General features: G+C 56.5%; 21 protein-coding genes. All 21 read left to right on the forward strand.

The features are described from left to right. Positions 1-18 precede the first annotated feature (18 nt). Positions 19-1,311 (forward strand): ATP-binding protein, encoded by a 1,293-nt coding sequence (locus CLV58_RS12550; protein ID WP_146141425.1) that lies wholly within the window; start codon positions 19-21, stop codon positions 1,309-1,311. Positions 1,312-1,314: 3 nt separating this feature from the next. After that, positions 1,315-3,045, forward strand: a complete 1,731-nt coding sequence (locus CLV58_RS12555; protein ID WP_146141426.1) for a hypothetical protein — start codon at positions 1,315-1,317, stop codon at positions 3,043-3,045. Between the two features lie 71 nt (positions 3,046-3,116). Then, the gene (locus CLV58_RS12560; RefSeq protein ID WP_106138167.1) at positions 3,117-4,004 is read left to right on the forward strand and encodes a hypothetical protein; all 888 of its coding nucleotides are present in this window, start codon (positions 3,117-3,119) and stop codon (positions 4,002-4,004) included. Then, complete coding sequence (locus CLV58_RS12565) at positions 4,005-4,622, forward strand: hypothetical protein (protein ID WP_106138168.1); 618 nt, start codon at positions 4,005-4,007, stop codon at positions 4,620-4,622. It begins immediately after the preceding gene. A gap of 51 nt (positions 4,623-4,673) precedes the next feature. Next, positions 4,674-6,602 carry a hypothetical protein gene (locus tag CLV58_RS12570; RefSeq protein ID WP_106138169.1) on the forward strand — a complete coding sequence of 643 codons (1,929 nt, stop codon included), beginning with the start codon at positions 4,674-4,676 and terminating at the stop codon, positions 6,600-6,602. Positions 6,603-6,678: 76 nt separating this feature from the next. Continuing rightward, the gene (locus CLV58_RS12575; RefSeq protein ID WP_106138170.1) at positions 6,679-7,146 is read left to right on the forward strand and encodes a hypothetical protein; all 468 of its coding nucleotides are present in this window, start codon (positions 6,679-6,681) and stop codon (positions 7,144-7,146) included. Next, positions 7,143-7,325: a hypothetical protein gene (locus CLV58_RS12580; RefSeq protein WP_106138171.1), complete on the forward strand. Its 183-nt coding sequence runs from the start codon at positions 7,143-7,145 to the stop codon at positions 7,323-7,325. The genes CLV58_RS12575 and CLV58_RS12580 overlap by 4 nt, the downstream gene beginning before the upstream one ends. Positions 7,326-7,429: 104 nt before the next feature. Further along, complete coding sequence (locus CLV58_RS12585) at positions 7,430-9,121, forward strand: hypothetical protein (protein WP_106138172.1); 1,692 nt, start codon at positions 7,430-7,432, stop codon at positions 9,119-9,121. After that, positions 9,118-11,793, forward strand: a complete 2,676-nt coding sequence (locus CLV58_RS12590; RefSeq protein ID WP_106138173.1) for an SGNH/GDSL hydrolase family protein — start codon at positions 9,118-9,120, stop codon at positions 11,791-11,793. Before CLV58_RS12585 ends, CLV58_RS12590 begins: the two co-directional genes overlap by 4 nt. An 11-nt stretch (positions 11,794-11,804) precedes the next feature. Next, positions 11,805-12,011 carry a hypothetical protein gene (locus CLV58_RS12595; RefSeq protein ID WP_106138174.1) on the forward strand — a complete coding sequence of 69 codons (207 nt, stop codon included), beginning with the start codon at positions 11,805-11,807 and terminating at the stop codon, positions 12,009-12,011. Then, on the forward strand, positions 12,011-12,610 hold the full coding sequence (locus tag CLV58_RS12600; RefSeq protein ID WP_106138175.1) for a hypothetical protein: 600 nt from the start codon (positions 12,011-12,013) through the stop codon (positions 12,608-12,610). The genes CLV58_RS12595 and CLV58_RS12600 overlap by 1 nt, the downstream gene beginning before the upstream one ends. A 1-nt stretch (position 12,611) precedes the next feature. Further along, on the forward strand, positions 12,612-14,102 hold the full coding sequence (locus tag CLV58_RS12605; protein ID WP_106138176.1) for a hypothetical protein: 1,491 nt from the start codon (positions 12,612-12,614) through the stop codon (positions 14,100-14,102). 64 nt (positions 14,103-14,166) lie between these two features. Then, positions 14,167-14,541 (forward strand): hypothetical protein, encoded by a 375-nt coding sequence (locus CLV58_RS12610; RefSeq protein WP_106138177.1) that lies wholly within the window; start codon positions 14,167-14,169, stop codon positions 14,539-14,541. Between the two features lie 318 nt (positions 14,542-14,859). Next, a complete protein-coding gene (locus tag CLV58_RS12620) occupies positions 14,860-15,450 on the forward strand; it encodes a hypothetical protein (RefSeq protein ID WP_106138179.1) in 591 nt (196 codons plus the stop codon). After that, positions 15,447-16,049: a hypothetical protein gene (locus tag CLV58_RS12625; protein ID WP_106138180.1), complete on the forward strand. Its 603-nt coding sequence runs from the start codon at positions 15,447-15,449 to the stop codon at positions 16,047-16,049. Before CLV58_RS12620 ends, CLV58_RS12625 begins: the two co-directional genes overlap by 4 nt. Then, entirely contained in the window at positions 16,015-16,485 is a 471-nt protein-coding gene (locus CLV58_RS12630; RefSeq protein WP_146141427.1) for a hypothetical protein, read from the forward strand. Before CLV58_RS12625 ends, CLV58_RS12630 begins: the two co-directional genes overlap by 35 nt. Then, positions 16,485-17,093 carry a hypothetical protein gene (locus CLV58_RS12635; protein ID WP_106138182.1) on the forward strand — a complete coding sequence of 203 codons (609 nt, stop codon included), beginning with the start codon at positions 16,485-16,487 and terminating at the stop codon, positions 17,091-17,093. Before CLV58_RS12630 ends, CLV58_RS12635 begins: the two co-directional genes overlap by 1 nt. Before the next feature lie 3 nt (positions 17,094-17,096). Further along, positions 17,097-21,560 carry a hypothetical protein gene (locus CLV58_RS12640; protein WP_106138183.1) on the forward strand — a complete coding sequence of 1,488 codons (4,464 nt, stop codon included), beginning with the start codon at positions 17,097-17,099 and terminating at the stop codon, positions 21,558-21,560. Beyond that, on the forward strand, positions 21,557-23,056 hold the full coding sequence (locus CLV58_RS12645; protein ID WP_106138184.1) for a phage tail tip lysozyme: 1,500 nt from the start codon (positions 21,557-21,559) through the stop codon (positions 23,054-23,056). The genes CLV58_RS12640 and CLV58_RS12645 overlap by 4 nt, the downstream gene beginning before the upstream one ends. Next, positions 23,046-23,276 (forward strand): hypothetical protein, encoded by a 231-nt coding sequence (locus CLV58_RS12650; protein ID WP_106138185.1) that lies wholly within the window; start codon positions 23,046-23,048, stop codon positions 23,274-23,276. Before CLV58_RS12645 ends, CLV58_RS12650 begins: the two co-directional genes overlap by 11 nt. Next, complete coding sequence (locus tag CLV58_RS12655; RefSeq protein WP_106138186.1) at positions 23,273-25,339, forward strand: hypothetical protein; 2,067 nt, start codon at positions 23,273-23,275, stop codon at positions 25,337-25,339. The genes CLV58_RS12650 and CLV58_RS12655 overlap by 4 nt, the downstream gene beginning before the upstream one ends. Positions 25,340-25,359: the final 20 nt, after the last annotated feature.

Consider the following 25,359-nt stretch of genomic DNA (forward strand, 5'->3'; position numbering starts at 1 on the left):
TTCGACCCCTATACTTTTATGCCAACGCTCACCAGTACCCTGGACGAGAGTCTGTACGACACCATTTTTTCCGGAGCAACCCCTACACCAGCTCCTGATCCGGTTAGCTCTCCTTCTCCCAGTCCGGCCGTCGCCACGGCGGGACCCTCCAGTCCGGCTCCTGCAGCAGTTTCTACTGCTCCGGCGGACTCCAACCCGGCTCAGCCCACTTCTTCCGCAACACCTCCGACTCCTACCCAGCCCGCCCGGGTCACTCCAGACCGGCTATTATCCGAACAGGAGATTATGGATTCGGTGTTTCCCGAAGAATCGGTCAATCCACCGGCAACTCCGGCTACGACTGCTCCGGTAACTACTCCGGTTTCAGATCCCGCTCAACCCACCAGTGATACGGTGGATGAAGCCGAACAGGAAAAAGAATTCACCAGCCAAGTCTTCAAGCGTCAGGTTCAAAAGCTGATCGATAAGGGGCTTTGGCAGGACGTGGAAGGCCTGGACGAAATGGTTCTGGACGAAGACAGTTTCGACGAGCTGGCCCGGATGCAGGACGAGTACCGCATCGAGCAGGGCTGGCAGTCGGTCAAACAGGCTTCTCCGCTGGTCAACGATATTTTTTCGATTATCGAAGCCGGGGGTAATCCCGAGCAGATTCTGGAACTCCACCGGGATCACCAGCAGCTGGCGGCCATCAACACCGATACGCTGGAGGGGAAAAAAGAGCTGATTGCCCGCTACTACGAAGACGTAGTCGGCTTTCCCAAAACTGAAGTCAACCGCCGGCTGAAAAAGCTGGATCTGGACGGGGAAGCCGAAATCGAAGCCGAGTTCAGCATTGCCAACCAGAAGTACGGGGAGCATTTTCAGAAGGAAAAAGACCGGATCACCCAGGCCGAAACCGACCGGCTGGCGGCTATCGAAGCCCGCAAACGGCAGAAGCTCGAAGCATCGGTGGCCCACCTACGGAGCCAGAAAGTAGCCGATAGTGAGATTCGTTCCCAGCTGGGAGCTATCTACACCCCGAAGTGGAAAATGCCCGATACGGGAGAAGTACTTTCCGAATTCGATTACCAGCTGCTGCAGATCCGAAACGATCCCCAGAAAAGTCTGGAATTGGCCCGCTTCGTTTTGAACCGGGACAAGTTCGTCAAGGAACTCACCACCCAGGCGACCAACCAGGTCGTCGAGCAGAACTACCAGAAACTCAAGTTCAAGCCGAAACCCACGGCAACAACCCCCGCTCCCGGCCAATCGGGACCGGGCCGTCCCCGGACCGATACACCGGAGAATCTCTATAAACCCTTCCTTTCTTAACCAATGATTCAAACTGGGAGCCCGAATAACGGGATGAACCGGGGTGTTGCCATTCACACGACCAAGCTGGAGCTGGGTACCAAGCACACCGAGAAAAACTCACTCACCCAGCTGATGGGTCCCTCCGAGCAGTACCTGGGTCTGTTGAAACTCTGGAACCAATACCAGATCATTTCGACTCCGCTGCTGTCGGCTACCGAGCTGAGCAACAACGTGATGTATACCAACGGCCTGGGGGCGTCCCTGAGCTATTCGGTACCCGTCAAGTTTGCCCTGCCCTTTACCACCGACGACATCAACGAGGAAGCCAAACCGGGTCTGAACCGGGAAGTTTTCTGGCTGCTGCTCAACACGCCCAACTACACCAAGGGTGATTTGCTGACCTACGACAGGGAAAACGGTAAGCAGGTCGTCGTCGATTTCTCGGTCGAGGAAAACCCGGCTCCCTACGGGGGCGGAGCCTGGCTCTACGGGGTTAAACTAACCTCGGACGATCCAAAAGATTTCGTGTCCCGCCGGTTTACGGCCGCCGGGATCAGCTGGGTTAAAATCGGTAACGTCAAATCGGAATGGAGCCGGGAAAACTCGGCCATCACCCAGGATTCGGACGGTACCGAGACGCTGATGTTCAAGACGGGTAATGCCCTTCAGTCGGTCGAGCACTGGATGACGGGTCACGCCGACATGCTCGAATACAACGTCGATAGCCGGGGTGGTGGTACGAACCTGGCCCAGACAAAATCCGTCATGGGTCAGTTTGCCGATCCCCACAAGGCGGCCGTGATGTATTTCTTCGAGACCCTGGGTGATCCCAACGATCCGAACAACCCGGATATTCAAAAGAATCCGATCCCGAATTCGGGCCGCTGGATGCCAGTCATCATCATGATGCTCATGAAGGAGACCGCCCGGATGCAGAACGACTTTTATATGTACTCCCAGGGTGGTGTCGTCTGGGACGGCCGGGGTACGGCAACCCGTATCGGGATGGGGTATTATCCCCAGATCAAATCGTCGGGTAACTACCACACCTACCAGAAACCCGAGCAGATCGGCCCGCTGCTGAAAGAAATCACGGGGGATCTGTTTTTTGGCCGGGTGGATCTGCCCTACGACCAGCGGAAGGTTAAATTCCGGATGGGTATGGGTGCGTTGATCGAAACCCAGAAATACTTTAAACGGGAGTTCGGTCAGGACATCGCCTTCACCGTCTGGGCCCAACACAAAGCCCTCGATGGAATGCTGACGGGGACCAACCTGGATCTATCCTACAAGGGCTACCGGTTTACTTCGTTTTTGTTCCCCGAAGTAGGGTTCGTCGAGATCGAACACGATCCGGCCCTGGACCAGATCGGCACCAAGGAAACCAACGGGTTCCGGGGCCGCTACTCGACAAAATCCTACCGGGTGTTTGTCGAGGATCTCACCGAGGGAGCCTTCTCGAATGCTATGCCCCCGGCGGCCAATTACGACGTCCGGGAAGGTTTCAACAACGGAGCCAACGTGGTACTGGTCAAGCCCAAAAACTACGATAAGGTTTATAGTTCCTACCGGGTCGGTACCTACTGTCCGGATATGCTCAAAACCTACGTCGGAGCCGGAGCCAATGCCCACATGCGGTCGGATGACGACAACAAGTTCTCGGTTCAGATGCAGTGGGCAGGTGAAGTCTGGGTAAAAGACCCCAGCCGCACAATCCTCATCGAGCTGGAAGACCTGCTGGAAACGGCCTAGTTTGATTACCCCCGGCCGGGTAATTCCGGTCGGGGCCTTTTAACCACCCCTGAGAACGTACTGACAAGCCTATGGCTGATCTAAAATTTATCCGGCAGCGGCCGAGCAAAGTCGCCCGGTACTACGATACCGAAAGCCGGCACAATAACCGCTCGGTCTGGCCGGGTGTCCACCAGACCTACGGAGTCCGGCTGGAAACCGATAACCGGACCTGGGTAACGGGACTCAACGCGGATGCGGCCAGCATCCGGGCCATCAAAAATCCAAAGCTCAAGGAAGCGGCTCAGAAAGAAGCTAGTGACCGGCTTGATTTTTTCACCAAACATTTTAACCAGGATCTGTCGGCAACCTCGGACTTCTGGAGTGATTACCGGCTGGATCTGGTTCGACGGGATTTGCTGGAGTACACGCTGGATCTGGAAAAGCCAGAGGAAGCCCTGCAGTACTACGTAGCCATTGCCAACCGGCGGCTGGCCCCGTCGGAAGAAGACCTGGACGAACCGGCTTACGAAAACACGTTTCTCTACGTCTACGATCCCAAACTGCACATCAGCCGCCGGGCCCGCCTGCGGGAGCTAAAGGACGAAGTCGGTTCACTGATTCACGCGCAGCGGAACAACCCCGACCGGCTGTTTTACTGGGTGGCTTATCTGAACATGCAGCCCAACATTCACATGAGCCGGGAAGAGTTGTACGAAAAGCTGAACAACTACCGGGACACCAAAAAAACGGTGGAAGAGTTCGAAGCCCTCGAACTGGTGCTCAACAAAGATTCCGAAGAACTACAGGCCGCTTATTTGTTCCGGCAGGCCCGTCAGAAAAAACGGATCGTCAAAGTCGGTAGTCAGTACACGCTGCTGGAACACGAACTGGGTAAAACCGATTCGGAAGCCATCGATACCCTGCTGCTGCCGGAAAACACTCACCTGCTGGATTCGCTGATGGATCTGGCCCGCTAGATGACCACCGAACAGCTGTACTACCAGAGCCTGGCCCAGCTAAGCCGGCTGGGTACGGGGGTTGGTCAGAAGATCGAACCCGACATCTGGGTTGCCCTCTGGAACGCGGCTCAGGCCAGCTGGTTCGGTAAGTCCCTGGAAAGCCGGTCGGATTCAGTACTCCGGGATCAGCTCAGCTACCTCTACGTTCCCGACGAACTGCTGACCCCTGTACAGGGAGAAACCCCCGACCGGTTCCGCTCGTTTAACCTACCCGATACCCTCTACCAGCTGACCAGCATCCGAGTACGGGCTATCCGTGACAGCTGCGAAGCCGAGCTGCTGGCCACACCCCAGATGCCCCAGCTAGTAGCCGAGCAGTGGGAAGACCCGATGCTGCGGCCGGACTTCGACTGGCGGGAAACGATCTACAGCCAGGCCCGGGGCAAGCTACTGGTTTACCAGCGAAACTTTCAGGTAAACCAGGCCCGTATCAGCTACTACCAACGGCCCATCGATCTGGAGCTACCCGGTTACCAGAAACTCGACGGGTCGATTAGCCAGGCAATCAATTCGGACATGCCGGCCGAGCTGCAACAGGAGATCCTTCAGCTGCTTTTGCCCCAGCTACAAGCCTAACCTTTTCTTTTTTACCCCTACCCTTTTTTCCGGTACGCACCGGATCCCTTTATGAACGAAGGAAAACTTTACAACGGCCAGCGAATCTCGATGGTCACAAACAACACCAAGTTGTTCGCCGGGACTGGTCCTGAAGACCTGGCAACCGAGCAGATTGGTGTGTTTCAGCAGGACGGTAAGACCCGCTTCAAAGGGACCCGTACACCGGTCAAAAACAAAGGCCGCAAGTTTAAAATCATGCAGGGTTTCCCGAATCGGTATTCGGCCCTGACGTCCCGGGCTCAGCTGCCCTCCTTCCCCCACCAGACGGTCGAATTCAAGGCCGAACAGATCGTGGGCTGGAACGGGATTGCCGCCAAACCCTTTACCAAAGAGCCGATGGTAGCCGTGGGTTACGACGGTTCGGATGCGGCCAAAACCCTTTCGGTTAAAAAAGGAGAATCGGTTCAGTTCCATTTGCACCTGACGGGATCACCCATCCATAAGCTGACCAACCAGCGGGGCTGGCTCCACCAGGAATTCAACATCGAACCCGACTGTCTGGGCGATGCCGAACCCGGTACCCAACAGGCCTGCGCGAAAATCCAGAAGGCCTTCCTCGACCAGTTCGAACGGAAAACCTTTGGTACCATTCCGCTCAAAACTCTGGTCAAAGCCACGGGTGTTTCGACCTGTGATACCCCGCCGTCGGGTCTGGTTCAGTTCAGTGAATACAGCATCGACGTTACCGATACGGGCTCGGAAGCGGCCCTGGGCCGGGTTCAGGCCCAGTACCCCGGTAAAGTCGTTACCCGGAAAAGCTACGCCGACCAGATCTCGACTTACCTAGTTCAGACGCCTTCGGGAGCCGGTAACGCCCCGGCTCAGCTATCGGTAAGCAAGAACCCCGTGTTGCCCAACTGTTCGACCTGTCCGAGTGGCTACACACTGGTGGCTCAGGGTTCGGTCTTTGAGGTTACGGTACCCAACGACACGACTCCGGCCGACCAGCCCGGTCAGATCAGCAAAACCAAAATTGGCGGACAGCCCGAAGAAGCCGTCTTCCAGTACGTTATGCCGGCCGCCCAGGATCCGGCCCAGTTCGAGACCAACATCAAAGCCGGTACGGGTACCGCTTCGGCCGAAGTGAAGTTTCAGGGACTCCAGCGGGGTCTGTGTACGCCCCCGGCGGCCCAGACATTATCCTGGACGGCAACCGGTAAAACCTTCTCGAAGGCTCCCGCCGACTACACGATTACCCTGCAGGATACGACCTGCGGTACGTCCCGGCTGGTCGAATTGCAGGCCCGCTACGGTTCGGGGGTATCCGAAGACGTGGATGGTCAGTGTACCCGCCGGTATAAACTGACGACTTACTCGGATGCAGTTTTCGACGACAGCTGCGGGCTGGAACGCTACAAGTTCGTGGCCCCCGATGCCTACGACAGCATTCCCTGGGTACCGGTAGTGCTGACGGGTTCGGGTACAACGGGTTGCTCGTGCGGTATTATCCTGGAAGGAGCCCGGTTTATCCGGCCGGTAAACGAGGTAACGTTCCCGCTGATCGGCTACGACCGGCGTGATCTGGAACCCGTTCAGATCCGGGTATCGGCGTTCTCCCACGATTATACGGGGCCGGTCTGTCAGACAACGTCGGTTCCCTTCACGATCCTGCAGAACTCGGATTATCCGGTTGGTTTTGGCCGGGACGTCATTGAGACCGAACGGGACAGCCTGGGTTATTTTCTGAAGGAGTACACCTATCACCCGATCGTTCGGGAACTCTACGGGGATCGGTTCATTGCCAAGCCGGAGCTGTACTACGACGAGTACCAGCTGACGGTAAACACGAAGTCGAACAACATGGGCTTCTTCGGGGAAACGGGCTTTAAGATTATGTACCGGTTTTTCTTCCCGGTCGGGCAGGGTAAGGAGTTCGAAGCAGCCATCAACTCGCTGGTGGCTTCGGTAGACTCTGACCTGTCCCTGGTAACCCTCTAAGGTGGTTGTGATGCGGATGGGGTGGTGTCGATGATACCACCCCATTTTTTATGGCTCCCGTTTTTTTCTTTTTCCCATGACCCGTCATCACCTCGAACTGCTTTCGCTGCCGGCCACCGACGAGACCATCCTGCTGCAGGACCTGTCGGTTTATAACGGCTACCCCGAATACCCTCGGCTCGTACTTACGGTTCCGGGCCGAAATAGCTGCTCGGTTCCCATCAAACCCGGAGAAACCACCGTCATCCGGCCCCTGAACCCGGGAGAACTACTGCCCGACGGTATCTACACGGCTGATTACTCGGTAACCCCGCACGACCAGATCCAGCTTTGTTACCCCTTTCTGAGAACCTACCAGCTGGAATGCCGGCTTAACCGCTGGATTCAGACCATCGACTGGTTGCAGGAACCGGTGACCAGCCGTAACTACCAGACCCTGCAAAAAGTCACGGCCCTGCTGCTGGCGGCTACCTCATCGGTTCAGGCCGGGGATTTAGCCGGGGGGCAGCGGTATTTTCAGGGGTTACAAACCACCTGTCCGTGAACCTCTCTACCCCGCACCTGCGGTATCTGCTCACCCAGCTACCCCGGCTGAGCTGCCCCAAAAAGCATGACATCTACCGAACAGTCCTGGAGACCGCCCTGCTGCGACCAGACCGCCGGCCGTATCAACCTGAAATCGAGCTTCTCACCCGGGCTTTCGGCGGTTCAGCAAACGGCTGATTCCATCTTGTCCGAAACCCTGGGAGCCCGCTCCCACCTTTCCTCCTCGGCAATCTGGCTGGCCTACTGGGCTAGTCGGAGCCGCCGGTTAACCTGTTTATCCCGTGGCCTGTCAGCCTGCTAATCCCTGCCAAAAACCAACCTGTACCCGCTGCCAGGGAACAGGTTCAACCACTCCGGGTTCGGGGACGGGTCTGATTATCGATTCAAGCCAGGTTATCTACCACCTGACCCCCGGCCAGACCAGTAAGCTGATTTGCCTGGCGCTGGCCAACGGGGTTAGTCTGGAGACGATTCTGGAACGGATCGATCAGGCCCTGTGCGCCCGTAGTCTGCCCGAACCGGCCAAGCTAAATCTGGCCTGCTTTCTGCAGAACAAACCGGCTCCGGCTACGATGGGGGGGTTGCTGGAAGCTATTGGCCAGGCTATCTGTAACCTGCGGACGGCCACCGACATCGGTAATCTGATTCAGCAACTGCTGGCCAGTTCGGTATTTGTCTCGGGGCTGGCCACACTGATTGCCACCAACCCCAGCTTTATTTCCACGCTGCTGGCCAACCAGAGTTTTCTCTCTCAACTGGCCGCCAGTGAGTACTTCGTTTCCCAGCTGGCCAACAATCCCAGCTTTATTACCCAGGTCGGTACCAAGCTGGTAAATGATTCCCACTTTGTCTCCAGCCTGGTGCAGAAGATCACCACGGATCCAACCCTGAAAGAGCAGTTCTGCTGCGATACGGGGGGCTCGTCCCCCTGCCAGACAATGATCGTCGGCGGAGTTCCCCAGGTTATCTGTTCCTGCCAGGCTCCGACGAGTCTGCTGCTGACGGGGCCGGCTACGGGTTCCCCAGACACCGATCTGACCTACCAGCTGAGCTACGCCGGAACGCCGGGCCACGTCAGCTGGAGCATTGCCGGGGGTCAGATTCAGTCCCAGACGGATACAGCGGCCACCGTTCGCTTCAGCCAGTCAGGTAGTCTGACGGCCACGGTGACGGGCTGCGACGGGAATAACTACCCCGTCAGCAAACAAACCAGTATCGGCCCGGCCTGCATACCGGTAAGCGGCCTGACCATCACCGGTCAGATCAAGCCGATTCCGGGTACCAGCGTTACCTACCAGCGGGCCGTAACGGCCGGTACGGTACTCAGCCACAGCTGGACCATCTCGGGTGGTATCATTACCGGTTCGGCTTCGGGCGAATCGGTGACGGTTACCTGGACGGGCAACGGTATTCCGGGCGTACTCAGCCTGTCGGTCAATGACTGTTCGGGCTCGGCCAAAACCACCCAGCTCTCGGTTGCTCCCCAGCAATTGACCACCGAGCAGATCGGGGAGCTGAGTGCCAGCTGCCGGATCAGTGGGTCCTGTAACGATAACGGACTTTGCAGCGTTCGTCACCTGGTCAGCTTCAGCGGCTTACAGCCGAATCTGGGCTACAGTGCCGAACTGGAAACAGCGTCGGCCAGCGGAGCCAGTCTGACCGTACTGGATTTCAACCAGTCATCTACTACGGCCGTTGGCCAACTGGTGTATACCCAGCTTAGCGGTACGGGCAGCTACAGCGGGGCCCTTGTGCTTAAACAGGGCGGTCAGACCATCGGCAGCAAGCTACTGACCCTAACTAACTCCAGCAGCTTTGCCGCCCTGCCATCGTGTCAGAGTCCGGCTACCGTACAACCCACCAACTCGGCCGGTCAGTACACCGTCAGCTTTGACGATACCGGTCTGACGCCCCCCTACACCTATACTCTCAAAGACCAGGCCGGTACGACCCAGGCCAGCGGCAGTTTATGAGCTACGTCCGAAACATTCAGCTCCCCTCGACATTAGCGAGTGGGAGCTTTCAGCTGAGCATTCAGGATGCCGCCGGGGTTACCCTGCCGCCCCAGTCGCTGAGCTACAGCCGTCCCAGTTACCCTTCGGGTATGAGTCTGCGGGTTACCTACCAGGCGGCTACCAAACGGCTGTACATCAACCAGGCCGGGGACAACATCCAAATTCGGATTCTGCGGCAGGACGGGGCCGTATTTGTCATGGCTAACCCGGATAATCCGAATCTGTCGTCCGGGGTTTTCTACGGAGCCGGTCCCCTGTCAGGGCAGGGAATATATACCCGGCAGTGGGATTTCCGGCAGAAAGCCGATGGGTCGGGCGGAATTCCCCAGTTACCGATCCAGATTACGGGGAAGCTCGATAACGGCGTTACTTTCGATTTTTTCTGGACCCCCACGGAAGTAACGAATCTGGTCCTGTTCGAACCCAGTTCAACGACGCCGGTCGATCCGTCGGTAAAGGCTTACAACAAGGTACTCTTCTGGGACAACTCGATCGGTTTCCACCCAGCGGTTCCCGGTATCGGCTGGCCCTACAACTGGGGGATGGCGGCTACCGAAGCCAGCAAGGATTACCGCCACCGGTTAATCGACAAGCTCCGGCTGAGTAACCCGGCCCTGCAGGCTTATGCCCTGGGAGGTGAAAACAATGCCAACGGCATCAACGGCCTGACCAGTGGCGTAACCGTAGCATCGGTACCCGACTGGGAAGCCAATTACGATACCCGTAGTCTGGACAGTTACGCGGATGCCTATAACGTAGGAGCCGATCTGCTGATATTTGCCATCGGGGAAAACGTGGATGACGACGGGGTTACGGGCCGGGGCTTTAAGCAAAAAGTCCTCGATCTGTTTGCCCGCTTCAAAGCCGTCAACCCGACTATTCAGATCGTGATTCGAACGCCGGTCTGGAACAAACCGACCGTAACGGGAAATCTGATCCAGATTGCCCAGGAACAGGGTATTCCGTTCTGGACGGGTTCGGCCCTGATTGGTGATCCGGCCAACTTTGGCTTCGATAAGCCGGCCGGACAGACGACCGAACCGACCGATGGGGTCAAAGCCCACCCCAACAACACGGGGATGGCAAAAATTGCCGAAGGGGTTTATGCAGCTATTCCGGTTAAAAACTCGACGATTCCACCCTCGGCCGGTAACGCTACCCGAATCAGCGGGGGTTTCTACGAGTCTCCTTCGCTGGCGGATATGTTCAGTCGGGCTCCGTTCGTTCCCGATCAGAACCAGCTTTCCGACTGGCCCAATGCTACGGCTAAAATTCTGGAAAACGACCAGATCGTACTGGGGATTCATAAATCGATTGGCGGTTCGATTACCATCATCAAGGATAAACGGGACGGAATCAACCTGGTCAATACCTACGCGATCGGTCAGCCCAGCAATCCTGATGCCTGGGATACGGGACGATCGGGTGACTACTCGATCTACGGAACGCCGATCGGGTCAGGAGATTCCTACTACGAAGCCGGACAAAACACCAACCAGACCGGGGACGATACGGGCTACAACGGGGTTCCCGGTGGTTCCCGCTACCTGGACCGCTCAACGATTACCTTTTACCAGCGGAAAAACGTGGAAGGACTGGGTCTGGTCGATTACGTCCGAACGACACCCAAACAATGGAGCATCCAGAACATCGATACCCAGTACGTTCGTCACGCCTGGTACTATCTGCTGGGCAGCAGCTACTGCTGGACCTATCTGATCGAGTGTAACCGAACTGATTCCCAGCGTACGTTCGAAGGTCGAGAACAGGAAGGTCCGTTTATTTATACCATCGGTAACAACTACCAGTACCTGGTCGAGCTGGGAACCGATGGTACGACTACCCAGATTCAGAAAAGTGATTTCCCGGGCGGTCAGAACGATACGGGGATCTACTATACGACGGGTAACTACATCGGTTCCTACAACCCGACGTCGGGCCGGGGGCTTACGCTGTTCGCTCCTCACTGCTCCCGGGTCCGGGGTAAACAGTTTATCGGTCAGGCGGGTGACGAGTACTCCAACTCCAGTGGTTACATCGATATTGCTGACTTTAAAGATGCCGACAGTATCGGTAAATGGATGGTTCAGGGCTTTACCCACGTGGGTAGCAATGCCGAGTTCAAGACCTGGCGGGCGGCTCAGATGATTCCGACGCTGCCCCTGAAATGGAATTTCTCGGGAGGAGACTTCCAGGGCTGGGCCAGTCTGTCGGGTAAGTTCCAGAAGATCGGGGGCGTGAGTACGCTGTTCATGGGGGAACCCCGTAAGCAGGACGGATCCCGGGGTGAGACCGTATTCGTTTCTCCGTCGGGCAGCTGGCAGGTAGACAGCCTGCAGACGTTGTATCTCAACGCGGCCATCAAAGGCTTGTCCCGGCTCTATATCAGCTGGCTTAAACCCGGTCAGACCGAGATCCAGGCGGCTCAGGCCGGTCAGTACAAGGAATTCGACGTCAGCGCCACCGACAGCTTTCAGACCTATACCTTCTCGATGGCGGGTAGTCCCTGGAACGGGATCATCTCCCGCTTTCAGTTCGGTATTCCCGGTGCCAACCGGAGTGGTCTCAACGGCTCGGAATACCTCAAACCCGGCTGGATCAATACCGTCAACCAGGCTCCCCAGTTCTAAACCTCTCTTTTATGGCCTGTTCATCCTGCCAGGACCCACCCGTTGCCGGCTGCGTGGATACCCTGCCCGCCGACTGTCTCCAGTTCCCCGACGGAACCAAAGCCGGCGGGCTGCTTTACCAGCTTAAACCGCTGGTCAGTAACAACCAGCTCGATCTGATTACCTACCTGAAGGCTAACCCGGCCGTTGTGGCCCAGCTCAAACTTCTGCTCAGCTAATGGCGGCAACAACCTTATCCATTTCGGGGGGAACGCCCCCTTTTAAAGTTACCATCACCGAAGCCGCTTCGGGTAACCAGATTCCCTGTAGCTCGGGCTGCGGCAGTAGCAACGACCGAAGCCGGAACATCGTTTTTTCGGCCCTGACGGGGACTTACAACTACCGGATGCGGATCGAGGATTCGTCCTCACCCGTCTGCGTTTCCGAGCAGCTGACCGGTGCGTTGACCTGTCAGTCCGGATCGACCGTCAGTTTTACGGCCAACGTAATCCAGCCCACCTGTTCGGGGTCTACCCTAAGCTCGTCGGCTACCGTTCAGCTGAGTAACATTGCCAACGGAAACCGCTACCACATCTACCAGAACAACAGCATTTCGGGTAACGACTGCGGGGGAGCCATTTCCTTTACCGGTTCTTCGGTAAGTATTCCCGTCAATGCTCCGGCCCAGGGACAGTCCCAGCCCTACGCCATCCGAATCTGGGGTGGTTCGGACTGTTCCAGTTACGCCGATGCCATCGTTACCGTCAATTCACCGACCTGCCAGCCTGGTTCCAGCTGTAACCTGACTATTTCGCTGGGAACCCCGACCTGCTCCTGATATGGGTAAAATCCCGTTGAGTATCCAGAACGCACCCGGACCGGCTACGATCTCGGTCAAGCTGGCCGGCGATGCCACCGAAAGGTATACCGGCTATACCGACGGGTACTGCTATTTCAATGCTCCCCAGGACGCCCAGACCCACACCTATACCCTTCAGGTCAACGCGGGTTCCTGTCAGACGGCCCAGACTTTTTCGCTCTATTGCGGAGCTCCTCAGACCTGTTCCCCACCCAATAACGTGTACCGGTTTGCCGTTCCACCGGGCGAGGTTCGTTACAATACGGCCGATGAAGCCTGTCAGGGAGTCTGTAGCGGAACGACCGGGAACGAAGGCGGGCATCCGGTCGATTACCTGGGAGTGGGTGGTAAAATCTTCGATAACTTCGTCAACTGTACCGCCTGGAATAATACCGGCTGGTTTCCCGTTCACCAGAACCCGGGGGATCCGTTTACCCAGATCGTTCAGGTTCAGAACGGGATTATTCAGGCCCTGCAAAGCTGCCCGTGCGGAAACAACGATACCCAGCCCAGCTTTACATTGTCCGCCCGCAACCCGACCTGTGACGGCTCGATTTCGAGCGGCTTACTGCTAACAGGTATTCAACGGGTGGATCGGTACCGGTACACGAGTGGTACCAGCTACACGGGTCCCATCGACTGCCAGCAGGGTACTCCGCTAACGTCGGCCAACGGCTCGTTTCTGATCGACATTCCGGCCCCGGCTCCGGGCAACTCAAACACCTATACGGTACGGGGCTGGAATACGGCCAACTGCGGTCAGTGGTGGGATCAGACGGTTACCGTTACGGCTCCGGTCTGTCAGACGGGACCGGCTCCGATGACCGTGACGGCTTTTCAGCCAAGCTGCCAGAACGGGCAAATTACGGGGGGCGGCTTTTCGATTCGGAACGGGGATAGATCGGGAAAATTCCGGTACTGTTACGGTAGCAGCTTTGGTTGTACCAGTGACTGCTCGGCTCCCGACGGGTATCTGCAGAACGGTTCTGTCGATTACGGTTTATCTTTCAATAGCCGCTCATCGGGCTACAATCAGGACGTAACCATCCGGGTTTACAAGGGAGACTGTTCGTCGTTTACCGATACGACCCTGACCTTTTCGGTACCGGCCTGTAACGTCCCCTGTACGCCTTCGGAAGCCAATGTATCCGAGCGGTATGACGGTAAAGCGGAGATTAAAAACTATAGCTATCAGAATACCAACTGCGTCGATCAGACGGTTTACGTAGCCTTCAACCCCTTTAGTATACCCGACAAGATCAGTTTGTTTATCGACGGCCGTCAGGTATTTACCTCGGGCTGTCTGGGGGATGACGTGCGAACCGGTAAAACGGTCCTGCTCCACCACGGGGAAACGCTCCGGGTCGAAGTAGACGGAACCTGTTCGGGTAATTCTGGTACGCTCTGGCAGCTGGTGATGTCGAGTAAACAGGGGGTATTCGGACAGGAGTATACGCCCGTCAACCGGTAAACCCAATCCTTACCCGTTCGTTCAGGACCCTGACCGGTTCGAACCGGACGGGTAAGTTTGCCTTATGAATCCAACGCCCCTAGAAGCTAACTGGCTGGCCGAATCCGAGCGGGTTCCCTTCCGGCTTTACCCGTATAAATCACCCGGTCAGCTGCCGGCCGAAAGTCTGACTCCGGACCTGCAGCTACGGATGCAGTCGATCAAGGGTCAACTGGCCGTAGCGACTGGTCTGGGCTGTTCCTGCCGGGTCCACGGTCAGTTTTACCGGGCCGTACCACCGGGCGATCCCCAACCCCAGTTTTCCACCAGCTTTGGCTCCCAGGCCGTGATCGATCTGCAGACGGGTCACCTTTATTTCGGACCCGCCCAGGAAACTCTGGAAATCGGAAAAGCCGCTCAGACCGACTGGCAGTACTTTCTTCACTACAGTATCAACTGAGCCTTTGGAGCCTGTGAATCAAATTCGTTGGAATGGATATGACACCGGTACGTTGAAGCAGCATTATGCCGACTTTACCGGGTTTAACCCGGACTATATCCAGGTTATACTCTATGACACGAAAGAGTTGATGTTTACTTACCCTTTGGACAAACTGGAGAATTTTCATCAAACGTTTGGCCTGGTAACGATCCAGGCTAACCACCTCAGTGAAGTCGTATCCTTGATAACGTTAACCGAACGGGTAGCCACCAGTAAACCCGTAATAGCCGTTCGGGCTTCTATTATGGAACGGGAAAGACTAAAAAATCTCGCCTTATGATTGTTCAGGAAACCGAATACCGTATACCAGCCGTCGATGAGCTGGTAGATGGTTTTAACTACGAGAAACTAATACCGGCTTTGGGTTGGGTAGCTAAAACCCAGGAGGGAGTACCGTCAGCTGATACTCAGGAGTTGTTTGCCAGTTTGATTCAATGGGAACAGGTCCGGGTTTCCTATACAGTCACCCGGGAGATCGAACCGCCTAAACCTTCATACCTGGATCGGTTCAAAAGCTGGCTTTCGGAAACCCCGTTTTTCAGTACGTACGTGGCTCCCCTGCTGGCCGTGGCCGCTCCATTGGTGCTGCTGGTACTAGGCTTTGCCGGCATCGGCTTTCTGGACCTGTTGAAAATCGGGGCTACCGGTCATCAGCTGGTTTATCTGTTTCTGAACGGACTGGTTCTGCTCACGCTGGCCCGGATCGGTGACCGGATAATCCGGTACGCCTTCGAGCATTTCAACCTGCTGAATACCCGGCCGTCAGCAACGGATAAACCCTGGCTGCTCCCCGTCCAGACTGATTATACCCGAATCCTGCTGATTGTGATGGGGGTTCTCTACACGGTAACCCTGCTGGCCAAGTGAATACCCGACGGGACTGGATTTATCAGGTACGCAGCCGGTTTCGGGCCGATACGGTAGACAGCCGGTTGTCCAATCGGATGATCAGCTTCGAACTGGAAAAAATGCTGACCCTGTTGATCCGGCGGGATTCCGACAGCCGCAAGACCTGGAAGCAGACCAACCTGTTTACCCGGCAACTCATCGAACTGACCACCGTAGACGGTCGGAGCCGCTCGGTAAATCCCTTACCACCGATTTTTCAGGGAAGTCTGAACCCGTACCTGCAGATTCTGGGGAGTGACGGGACCAGCTGGACCTTATCGACGCCGTTGCAGCAGGCGGGTAGCTGTGGTTTTTATGGCTGGCTGGATAACGAGAATTACCTGGTACTGACCCGGCCGGGTATTACCCAGATCGAGGTTCGGTATTTCGGTAAGCCGTACCGGCAGCCGGGTAGCTGCCAGTCGGAACTGGACGTGCTGCTGCCCGTACCGGACCACCTGGAAGAAGACCTGCTGACGAGTGTCTGCAAGAACCTGGCCGCTGCTCCCCTACCCATACCCGAAGATTCCTTTCCCAACCAGAATGCCCAGACTACCGCTCCACGACCCACTGCGTAGGGGAACCCCCCGTTTTAACAAAGGGCTTTACCAGGAGCTGGCTCCCCCGGTACCGTTTATGGTCTGGAAGCAGATTATGCTACGGATGATGGCCCTGATCGGGGAAGAAATCCTCAGCAACCGTACGGGATTTACTCTGCCGGCCCAGCTGGGTCTGCTGGTGGTAGAAAAGATCAAACGACGGTCTGATGCCAAAAAACCCTTCATCGACCGGATTCATTTCTGCAAGACCGGAGAAAAACGAATCAACTACAACCGGCATACCTTTCAGCACACCTACCGGATCGTCTGGGCCCCGCTAAGCAACACCCGGCTGCCCACCCGAACCCTGTGGCGATTCAAAGCCAGCCGGGCCCTCAATCGTCAGCTGGCCCAGCGGATCTTTGCTGGCCAGGATTACCTGCCCCTGGCTAAACAAGCTATTCCCCACCGGTAATGTCCTACACCTTTGTCAACGCCGATACACTGATTCGACGGGTTCGACGGGTCCTGCGATCCTACGACGAAACGGGAATGATTGATCCGGTGGATTTTCCCCGGCTTCTCCGGGCCGGTCTGCACGATCTGGGCCTGCTGCCCGGCTACGAGCTGGAAACCCCCTTAGCCCTGATCCGGGGGAAAGCCCGGTTGCCTGACGGATTCCAGTCGGTTCATTCGGTATCGACCCAGACGGGCGATCAGACCCGGTACTACGAACCATACCCCCGCAGCCGTCACGGCTATAAACTGGAAGCCGGCTGGCTTCATCTGCCGCTGGACGATCAGGAGATCTGGCTGCAATACGTGGGAGATAGTGAACCCGGTGAGCTGCCGGCCATTCCGGACAATCCGATCATTCAGACGTTTCTGGAGAAAAAGCTGGTGTACGAGCTGATTCATGACTGGCAATTTAACGGGGAAGAACTGAACCTGGAACGTAAGCTCCAACAGGCCGCCCAGGAGTACGAAGTAGCCTACCGGAATGCCCAGTTTGCCGTCAAACTCCCGTCTCCCCAGCAGGTAGCCACTTTTTTTCACCGGCAAAAACGCCGGCTTTACCGGTAAGTTATGGAACCCATCCGTTCGTCCTCGGACCAGGGCCTTTCGCCCGATACCCATCCCATTCAGCAGAAGCCCGGCGTTACCTACGTGCTCAACGGCCGGGCGGAATCCCACCCTACCGGTTCCTACCAGTGGAGTAATGAGCCAGCCTCCGAGCTGGCTTTTTTGTTACCCGATGGGTATACCCTCTACGGTACCCTGCGGATTGCCGAACTGGCCCGGACGTTACTGTTTACCGGTAACGGTAATCTGTCCCGAATCGATCAGGTGGGCCACAACCTGGGCCCTGAAGTCAGTGACGAATCGGTACCCGTCGGTACGGTGATAAATCTATTAAGCTCGGCCTGTCTGGACTTCAGCTCGGAACTATCCCTGGCCTACCAGCTTAAAAACGATTCCTTATTTATTTACCTGGCCGATGGTCGTAACCCGGACCGCCGGATTCGGCTAGCCGTCAATGTAGCCGGTCAGCTGAGTCTGCATACGGACAGCCGAACGATTACGGGTAGAGGTCCCTGTCAGGAGCCTCAGTACGGAAACTCACTGGACTGTGATCGCTGCCGACTCGATCCACTGGCCAGTCTACCCCATGTCAGTATCGGTTCGGTCAATACCGGAGGTAGTTTTGAGACGGGAGCGGTTCAGGTACGGGCTGCCTACGCTACCGCCCAGGGAGAACGATTAACCGAATTTGGTTCGGGTAGCCGGTTGATTCCGCTTTTCGACGGACCGCTTATCAGTAAACCCGGCATAGTCTCATCCAAGAGTATTACCTGTCAGCTATTGGCTCCCTCGGATACGATCTATACCCACGTGGTCCTGGGGGTCCTGCTGAACATCGGCGGGCAGGTAACCACCTACCAAACGGACGTGTATCCGATTACTGGTCAGCAGATCGTTCTGCAGGGCAACGAAACCCGGTTTCCGCTGAGTCTTGCCGAGCTGCTGGAAGTGAGGACCCATTACGATCACAGTGATGGGCTGACTATTGGGGCTAACCGGCTGCTGCGGTGGGGGCTGGCTGAAAAAGCCATTTCGAATCTGCAGAAATACCTGCTTACTATCCCGGTTCAATGGCAGACCACCCGGCTCAGGGAAGGAGCGTACGGAGATCCGCTGGTAGCGGCCCAATTCAAAACCTACCCCCGGGACGAGGTAATCGGGCTGGGGATCGTTTTCGAGTACAACGACGGGGACGAGACGGGCGTGTTTCATCTACCGGGCCGCCCGTCGGTATCCACGGACTGGACAACGGACATCTCGGCGGACGGACTAAGTCTGGATACTACTGGTTCGGGCGTACCCCGCTGGAAAGTACGTTCGACGGCTACGCTGAACTTTGCCCCCCGTAATCCCGAACCGGGAGCGTTGTGGGAATCCGGCTCGATGGGATACTGGGAATCCAGTCTGAGGTATCCCAACCGGCCCGAGGTGTGGGGAGAGCTGTGCGGGACTCCGATTCGTCACCACAAGCTACCCTCCTCGGCCGTCACCCACATTCACGACGGGCTGGTAACGGGGAATACGGCCCCGGCTCTGACCAAAGGAGCCAACTACATTTATCCACTGGGTATCCAGATTGATCCGGCCTTGATTCGGCAGGCCGTACAGCGGGCCGAAGCGGACGGGGTGGTCAAACCCGGTCTGATCAGCCGGTTCCGCATCGTTCGGGCCGACCGGACGGGACAGGCTTCGGTGGTGGCCCGAGGAGCTCTGTTCAATCTGAATTCTTACCAACACAAAGCCAAAACGGTTTATTATCCGAACTATCCCTTCAACGACCGGAGGACCGATCCCCTGCTGAGCGTGGAAGATTATTCGTACGGAGATTCGGTTCAGGGAACTCTGGCGGCCCAGACCCCGCTACCATTTACACCGTCGAACCGATATACGTTTCATTCACCGGATACTCATTTTACCACCGCTGGTCGGGCGGACTATTTGCAGATTGAAACCGAGGAAGTCGGTCAGATGCAGGGTGAGTTTCGGCTGGCCGAGGGACAGGCTGAACAGAAACTGTTCAACCGGCTACTGGGTCAAATTGCTTTTGATCTGACGGCTACTTCCATCAGTCGGGATGGTGACCCGGTTCTGCTAATTCTACGAATCCTGGCGGAATCGGAAACCTACAAAACCTTACTAAAATCAGCCATTCCGTACGAGAACCAATCAACCCAGTTTACGGGAGTTGGGTATTACAATGGCTACAAACTCAATACCAGTCCGGGTAGCAGTATCCGACCCCTGGAACAACAGGTCTATCTGGAACCGGCTGTTCAGCAGGTAGGACCCGATCTGATTAACAATCGTTTTCGGGAACGCTCGGTCTATTTGAAAACAAGTGACGGCGGAGCCAGCGGACAGACTATTCAGGTAACCATCGGGGGAGCTACGTTTACCATTCCCAAACCCCGGTTTTCTACGTTACCGTTACCTACTGTAGCCGATACCAGCCGGCGGACCATCTACGAAGCCGGCGGGCTGAACATCGAAATAACCGAACCTGTTTCGCTACAATATGCTACACTCCGGGTTCGAAAAGATGCTCAGTACGGGAACCTGTCGAGCATGAACTACCTGGAGATGGGGGATGCACCGGTGGAACTATCCGCAACGGGACTGGTGAATTACTTCGGTGGGGATACATTTATCAACCGATTCAGCCTGAAGCGGAAACATTCCTTTTTTACCCAGACCTGGTATAAACTGCCAGCCGGCTCATCCGTCAATTATACCGATTTAGCCAACGTAGCGTATCCAACGTATGTATTCAATACAAGCGGTCTACCAACCAGTGTACCCGATTTAGGAGGTATAGGTAGTTTAGTCCGTACAGCTGTCGAAGCTTCATTTGGGCAGGTCGTTACCCGGCTGGATCAACCGGTCAACAAAGGGCTCTACCAACGGGGATACGTCCATCTCTACAGTTACGGTATCCCGTACTTTCTCTGTGAATCATCGGTCAACCTGGATCTTCGGCGGGCGGATGATTTGCTGGAAGGCGGGTTTTATCCACTGACCGATCCCTTCCAGTGGACCCAGGAAAACCAGGTTCCCATCGATCGGGACAACACCTACCTCTATGATAAAGCCTACTCGGCTCCACTGCGGCAGAACCGGCTACTGACTTACCCGGATTTTCAGCTGTACAACCAGTACTACGACCAGTTTCATCCCAACCGGACGATCTACTCTGAACCCGACGAGTTCCGTTACAGCAAAGCCCTCAACAGTTACGATTTTGGTCTCGAGCAGGGAAAGCTCATCGGGCTGACGGCCCTGGAAGCCGGTAAAATCCTGGCCCGCTTTACGGGAGGTAGTTCGGTTTACAATGCCTACGATACGCTGCCCGTCGGAGCCAAAACCGTCGAGCTGGGCAACGGGGGCATGTTTGCTACCCGGCCCCAGCAGTTTATTGCCGTGGACGGGGGAGCCATTGGGGCCCAGCACCGGGAGCTGATCCGTACTCCCTACGGAGTGGTCTGGGCCGACAGCAGCCGGGGAGCTTTGTATTTGCTGGCTCCGGGGGATATTCCCCAGAATCTGGCCCAGGGTCCCCTGGAATTCTGGCTGCGGGAACACCTACCGGCCAAACTCAAAACGCTTTATCCGGCCCTGCCGGAAGAAGCCCTGCCGATCCGGCTGGTCTATGATGACGTCAACCACCGGCTGCTACTGAGCCGGGCCGACTACTACCCAATCGTTTCAGGTATGGTGTACCGGGCGGATCAGGGCGTATTTTCCCTGAATGGTCCCCCGGTTCGCTTATCCGATTCGACAAAGTTCGAGAACCGGAGCTGGACGATCGGTTATCATTTTCCGACCAAAACCTGGGCCTACTACAGTTTCAGCCCCAGTCGATATCTGGGCTGGCCGGGTGGTTTTGTTTCCTACTACGAGCCGGGTATGACCGGCGGGAAAGGGGGCTGGATTCACCGCAACAGCCGGCTGAAGTACCAGCGGTTCGGGGGTAAACCTTATCCGTTCATGCTGACCATCCATACCGGTCAGCAGGTTTCTTCGGTTCGGCTGGCCAGTCTGAGCTACGGACACGACGTTCGGCTTTACCGGGCGGGGACGGATGCTTACCAGCAGCTCGACGGGCAAACCTATGATCAACTGGTAGTTACCACTGACCGGCAGACATCGGGTATCATCTCGCTGGCTCCGGCTACCGGTGGATCCATGCGGGCTTTGATCAATCCGGGTCCCCGGCTGGTGCAGGTTCAGAGCGGCATCTGGAACATCAACGGTATCCTGGACAAAACCGTAGCCGGGCAGCCCCTGTGGCTGACGGATCCGTCGGGTACGGTTCGGTTCGTCAACGATGCAGCGGTTCGCAATCCGATCCGTTCGTTCGACAAATCAGCCCTGATCGGATCGGGTTTTAGTTTCAGTTTCATCCAGAACAGCCGGTTCGACCGGCAATTCATTCATCAGTTCGTTACCCCCGAGTTTAAACCGGTATGATCGATTTTACCCAGCTTCTTTCCCTGGCACCGGCCAATGACGGAATCGATCTGTCGGGCTACGGATTTGATTCGGCCGGGCAACAACCGGTCTCAATCGATACCGGCCGGGATCTTTCGGCAGAACCGGACGGCGATTCGGACGACGCGTATTTCCAGCAGGCCGAACAGCCCGTCTGGGACTACGATCCGACGGACGACGACGAGTTTGTCCGGCAGCTGCTGTATCAGCCGACGTACCGGTCCCGGGCTTTATCAATCCGGCCGGCGAGCCCGGACAACCAATCGGATTATTCCGGAATGCCGGGGAACAAGACTGGTCAATTTTATCGGACTACGAGGAATCTATCGGCTTTGGATGCGTTTCGATACTACACCGAGCAGAAGGGCCTGGCTCCCCACGTAGCCGCCGGTATCGTGGGTAATCTTCAGCAGGAATCAGGTTTTAATCCCCGGGCGGTGGGTGATTCGGGGACGTCTCACGGGCTGGCCCAGTGGCATAACGAGCGGTGGCAGGGACTGCAGCAGGCAGCCCGACAGCAGGGCCGGGATCCCTACGATCCATATTTCCAGCTGGACCACGTTCTCTCGGAACCGGGGGAATCGGCTTCGGTCTTAAACAAGTTAAACCAGACACGGACGGCTTCGGAAGCAGCCCGGGTTTTCGGCCGGAGCTACGAACGGTACAATCCGGTCCAGGCCAACGAAGCGGGTCGGGCGGCCTATGCCCGCCGGCTCCACGGAGAACCTTCCAGTCGGGAAACCTACCAGGACGGTGGGTTGATTACGGGACTGATCGGTCAGGTAGCCGGCCAGGTAGTAAACTACGGACTGGAAAAGATATTCAACCCGACGGCATCTTCGGTTCCGGCCATCAACGGGTTTATTCAGCAGCAGCTGGGACAGGGTAATGTACAGGACCAGCAACTCCGGGCTTACCGAAATCAGCAGGAAGACGAGCTGAGTAACCCGGCCACCTACCAGCAGGGCGGGATGTCTCCCGGCTTTAACCAGCTCCGGGCCTACAAACCCCAGCTGGTGGGTGGTATTCCCCTGTCAGCAGCCGGAGCAACAGACTGGAAAACGAGCCAGTTGCAGAAGTTTGGCTTTTCCTATAACCAGGATAACACGGGCCGGGAGCTGATCAACTACTCGATGAAGACCCTGGGTAACAACGTGACCGGTAAAGCCTACGGGAATGATCCATTGAAACCGGCTACTGGTCTGCAGCCCGTTCAACCGGCGGCTCCCCAGCAACAGGCTCCGGTTATCAAGGCCCCCACGGGCTGGCTGGATGCGCTACTCAATCCGGGTATTCCGGTAGCTGTTCAGGCGGCTTCGGCCCTGGCCCTGAACGGACAGGCTCAGCAGCAGCGGGCCCTGGAGTGGAATAAACTCAAGGATCTTCCGTACCAGAAAGTACGGGCGGCCCAGCCCATTACCGGTACGGCACAACCCCTTTACGCCCGGTACGGGTATAATTCCTATGACTGCTAGTATCAAACCGATTGTTACGGAAGTCTCCGAGGAGCAGGTCCGGATGGTCAAGCTCTACAACGACGATCTCCGGCAGAGCATCAGCTGTCTTCGGGAACTACTCTCGGCCGGGGTTCGGACGGGTTCCGAGTTTCAGACCGAGTACACGTATATCCTGCCCGATGAGATCGACCGGGGGCTGGTACAGCAGAAAATTATGGAACTGCTCAAAAAGTTATGAAGCTGAAACTAAAACAGTCGGGCGGTCCAGCTACCAATCAGGTAATCGTGGAAGCCGGTGAAATCGGCCGGGATTTGCAGGGTAATCTGGTTCAGATCGATTCTCAGGCTCCGTCCCATGACGATCCTAGGCTGATTCATTCCGGTGGGGTTAATTACGCACGGCCGGGTAAGGGTGGCGTACTGACCGATCAGCTCAAATCGATACTCTCTGATTCCCAAACTCAGATCAACCGGGGTGAGCGGAGTCAGAATCCGGCCGATGCTCAGATTGCCATTTCGGGTAAACAAGCTAACCAGCTAGGTAAAGAACTGGGGTTACCTGTCAAGATCCGTGGTTCGATATCCCCCAGTAAACTATTTCTTAGCCTGCAGACGGCCCGGGATAAAATGGCTAAAAAATACGTGTTGAAACCAAAACACCAGCAACTCTCGGGTAAAGCCTTTCAGACCAGTCAGCACGTGAATGCCCTTCAGCAGCAGCAGCTACCGGACGATCAGGCCCTTTATAATCTGGTGTTCGGGATGCAGGAAGCCATGAAAAAACCGGAACCGGTAGCTACGGCCGTTATGCAGCAGGGTGGCCGGGTCAAGTTATCTACCCAGGGCTACAAACGAAATTCACCGGATAAGCACGAACCGGCTCTGGTGATCCCTTCCAACCAGATCACGATGGACGGAGTCGATCACGATATCCTGCTCTACGGGGACGGAGGTGAGGTGATTCACGCTACTCCGGACAAAGATTACTACCTACCCAACTCCAGTCAGGTGCTGGAGATCCCATTAGGGCAGCAGGGTTACCACCGACCCTCGGTGAGCAACGGACAACGAGATCCGGTGACGGGCCGGGTATTGTTTCCTGCGGATGGACCCCTGCCAGTAATTGGTAAACCGGGCCAGTTCGATTATTCCCAGTCAGCCATCGATCAGTGGGCCACTGGAACCCTGCCGGCTCCGGTTAAACCGGCTCCTGTCAAAAAAACAGCTGGTAAACTAAACCCGAAAACTAGGGGAGTCAACCGGCCTACCCCTACCCGTCCGGTAACCCGGCAGGCTCAGGCAGCCGGTCTGTCCAAAACCGATTATTCGGCTTTTCTGCCCGATCCATCAGGTGATCCCACAGTTCCGCTGGTAGCTCCCCAAACCTACGCTCCAGGTCAGATTCAAGCCGATTCCCTGGAACGGACCATGACTCCGGTTCGTACCGAGTCGGGTGTACCCGTCCAGTCGATCGTAGCCGGTGAACCAATTATTTCCAGTCTGGATAGCCGGGTAGCCGAACGTCGGCCCGGTCAAAAATACGTGGATGAGCTGAATCCATTCCGGCCCCGGTCCGAGCAGTTCATGGGGGATCTGTACAACCTGCTGGATGCCCAGACCCGTCAGCCGGGATACCTTCAACAAATGGACTACGTACCCCTGCACCTGGACCGGGTAAACCCTACGGCCAGCCGGCAAGCAATACAGGATGCCTACCAGGCGGCTAATCAGTCGATACCGGATCCGGGTACCCAAATCGGCCGGGCCCAGCAGGTAGCCCAGTACAGTAGCTACCTGGACAGTCTGAATCAGCTCAACGGACAGATCGACGGGCAGAACGTACAGATCGGCAACCAGGAGAACCAGTACAACCAGGCCGCCCGGCAGCAGATCGAGAGTCAGAATGCCCAGCTGCGGGATCAGTTCTACGTCCGGGACTTGCAGACCGAAGAAGCCCGCCGGCAGCAGACCTCGGCCAGTCTGAACAGTATTACCGGTAAGCTAAGTCAGGCCCGTCAGCAGATGGCCAACTACGACCTGTTTAAGTCGGCTTTTGCTCCCCGGTATAAAGTCAACGGGGACGGCAAGCTGGTCCTGGACAGCTCGGCTCCTCCGGTTCAATTCGGTCAGAAAGCCGTTCCAGCCAGTCCGAATGAACTGACAACGACGGAGACCACCCTGGACAAAGACGGTAAACCGGTCAAGACCCGGATCACCAAAAAAGAACTGGACTTTCTTACCCAGAACCGGGGCATCCTGCAACGACTCGGTCAGCTGGGAGCCCTGAAAGCTATCTACTGATTTCCCAGCCAGTTCTTCTG

It is taken from the genome of Spirosoma oryzae (assembly GCF_003002825.1).
In the GTDB taxonomy this organism is placed as follows: Bacteria; Bacteroidota; Bacteroidia; order Cytophagales; family Spirosomataceae; genus Spirosoma; species Spirosoma oryzae.

Coding starts and splice junctions, on each gene's coding strand:
- CLV58_RS12555 (WP_146141426.1), top strand. CDS start 1,315: ATGATTCAAACTGGGAGCCCGAATAACGGGATGAACCGGGGTGTTGCC.
- CLV58_RS12645 (WP_106138184.1), top strand. CDS start 21,557: ATGATCGATTTTACCCAGCTTCTTTCCCTGGCACCGGCCAATGACGGA.
- CLV58_RS12550 (WP_146141425.1), top strand. CDS start 19: ATGCCAACGCTCACCAGTACCCTGGACGAGAGTCTGTACGACACCATT.
- CLV58_RS12565 (WP_106138168.1), top strand. CDS start 4,005: ATGACCACCGAACAGCTGTACTACCAGAGCCTGGCCCAGCTAAGCCGG.
- CLV58_RS12575 (WP_106138170.1), top strand. CDS start 6,679: ATGACCCGTCATCACCTCGAACTGCTTTCGCTGCCGGCCACCGACGAG.
- CLV58_RS12630 (WP_146141427.1), top strand. CDS start 16,015: ATGCCCAGACTACCGCTCCACGACCCACTGCGTAGGGGAACCCCCCGT.
- CLV58_RS12620 (WP_106138179.1), top strand. CDS start 14,860: ATGATTGTTCAGGAAACCGAATACCGTATACCAGCCGTCGATGAGCTG.
- CLV58_RS12570 (WP_106138169.1), top strand. CDS start 4,674: ATGAACGAAGGAAAACTTTACAACGGCCAGCGAATCTCGATGGTCACA.
- CLV58_RS12655 (WP_106138186.1), top strand. CDS start 23,273: ATGAAGCTGAAACTAAAACAGTCGGGCGGTCCAGCTACCAATCAGGTA.
- CLV58_RS12605 (WP_106138176.1), top strand. CDS start 12,612: ATGGGTAAAATCCCGTTGAGTATCCAGAACGCACCCGGACCGGCTACG.
- CLV58_RS12610 (WP_106138177.1), top strand. CDS start 14,167: ATGAATCCAACGCCCCTAGAAGCTAACTGGCTGGCCGAATCCGAGCGG.
- CLV58_RS12560 (WP_106138167.1), top strand. CDS start 3,117: ATGGCTGATCTAAAATTTATCCGGCAGCGGCCGAGCAAAGTCGCCCGG.
- CLV58_RS12590 (WP_106138173.1), top strand. CDS start 9,118: ATGAGCTACGTCCGAAACATTCAGCTCCCCTCGACATTAGCGAGTGGG.
- CLV58_RS12600 (WP_106138175.1), top strand. CDS start 12,011: ATGGCGGCAACAACCTTATCCATTTCGGGGGGAACGCCCCCTTTTAAA.
- CLV58_RS12595 (WP_106138174.1), top strand. CDS start 11,805: ATGGCCTGTTCATCCTGCCAGGACCCACCCGTTGCCGGCTGCGTGGAT.
- CLV58_RS12640 (WP_106138183.1), top strand. CDS start 17,097: ATGGAACCCATCCGTTCGTCCTCGGACCAGGGCCTTTCGCCCGATACC.
- CLV58_RS12650 (WP_106138185.1), top strand. CDS start 23,046: ATGACTGCTAGTATCAAACCGATTGTTACGGAAGTCTCCGAGGAGCAG.
- CLV58_RS12635 (WP_106138182.1), top strand. CDS start 16,485: ATGTCCTACACCTTTGTCAACGCCGATACACTGATTCGACGGGTTCGA.